Annotated in this window: 2 protein-coding genes; both read left to right on the top strand. The window is 58.9% G+C overall.

Annotated features, from left to right (window positions below; translation table 11 throughout):
* A partial coding sequence (locus AC1D01_RS32965; RefSeq protein ID WP_477873692.1) for a GAF domain-containing protein occupies positions 1–718 on the top strand: 718 nt, incomplete at its 5' end.
* 161 nt (positions 719–879) lie between these two features.
* On the top strand, positions 880–1,822 hold a 943-nt coding region (locus tag AC1D01_RS32960), incomplete at its 3' end, for a hypothetical protein (RefSeq protein ID WP_477873691.1).

Here is a 1,822-nt window from a genome sequence, read left to right as displayed (position 1 = left end):
GGCCGGCCTCGCGCAGGCGATGGGCCTGAGCGTGCAGCCGGGCTCGCCGGTGCGGCGCCTGCTGGAGCAGCCGGGCGGCAACGGCACCGCGAAGACCATCGTCAGCGACGCCGACAGCCTGGCGGGGCACGAGCTGCAGGCGACGATCGCGATCGACGTGACGGTGCCGGAGCAGAAGCCGTTCGACCAGGACGCGGCGGCGGCGATGCTGGGCGCGGGGATCCAGGACATCACGAACACGATGGTCGAGGATTTCAAGCTCAACGACGTGCTGCGGATGATTTTGGAGACGATGCTGCGTGCGCTGGGGTTCCGGCGCATCGTGTTCTGCCTGCGCGACCCGAAGACCGAGATGCTGACCGGCCGCTTCGGCATGGGCGAGGACGTGGACGGCGCGTGCAAGCAGTTCAAGGTGGCGCTGAAGCCGGCGCCCGGCACCGCGCCCGACCTGTTCAGCGCGGTGTGCCTGAAGGGCGCCGACACGCTGATCTCGGATGCGACGGTGCCGAACATCGCTGCAAGGCTGCCGGCGTGGTACCGGCAGCAGGTGAATGCGCCGGCCTTCCTGCTGCTGCCGCTGCTGATGAAGGGGGCGCCGTTCGCGCTGATCTATGCCGACAAGGCACAGCCTGGTGGCATCGACCTGGGGGAGCGGGAGCTCTCGCTGCTGCGCACGCTGCGGAATCAGGCGGTGATGGCGTTCAAGCAGTCGCGCTGAGCCGACTGGTGCCGCGCTGGCATCGGGCACCTGATGGCGGAGCAGGTCAACGCCGCCGTGGCGGCGGTGCTCACCGTACGCCTGCAACAAGTATTCGCAATGGCGTTGAGGTATTGAAGAGCTGAGGACAAATGACCTCGAATGGAACTGAGTGGAGGCTGATGTCACACAGCGTATCGACGGCGGTTCATTCTCTTCGAGGTGCAGTAATGTTTGGTGTTCACTTTAAAAAAGGCAATGTGCAAGATTTTGGGCTTGCGCGAGAGAAGGCTCTGCAAAAGCTGAAGGGCGACATCCGCGACAACGAGCAGATTGATCTTGTTCGGACAAAAACTGGATACAAGATTTCACGACGATCTGTTCTGTTTGGCAAGGGCGGAGTGAGTCTCGAAGCCCAAAAATTCCTGAGCACTTTGGATCTCTATGTCGAACCAAAGACAAGAGTCGAAAATGTTAGGCGAAAGGATCCCATGAAAATCCTCTCGCAATGCATTGACGGGGCGTTGAAGATGGAGAACAGCGGGTTCCTGTGGAGATCGCCGACCGAAACTTATACCCCTTGTGGATTTATTTCGGGGAAGCCGGAATGGAAGATCGTGCAGCGGGCCGGAACGGACGGAGGCCTATTTGTAGTGATGAATGAGCCGGATGAAGGCGTCACGGATAAGATGCGCGAGACGCTCGGGAGTATCGTCAATGAAGAGGTTTCTTGGGAGGATGCGAAGCAGATAGAAATCGGAGGCTCGACGAAGCTATTGATTCCTCTTCAAGGAGCAGCCGCGCAAGCAGGAAAATTCCCTGACTATGTCAATGATGTCACGGCTTCACATGTCATATTTGGAGGGAAACGATACGAGTTTGACGAGCAGGCAATTGGCAAGGTGGCCGGGAAAGAAGGGAGATTGATCAGAAAGGCCGTCGCAGAGGACGGCGATACGATCGTGCTGAAGCCCCTTGATGCAGCGGATTCCCCAGAGTTGGTCATTAGCGAGAAGGTTGGAACTGGGTGTGCACTTAATTTACTTGGCTGCCGAGGCTCAATCGTCACTGCTGCCGGAGTACACTTTCTGATCTCTGACTATGCAAAGAAGGGGACAGTAACGG

Source organism: Rhizobacter sp. P3_B12 (assembly GCF_056402895.1).
This window is presented reverse-complemented; position numbering and strand designations above follow the sequence as displayed.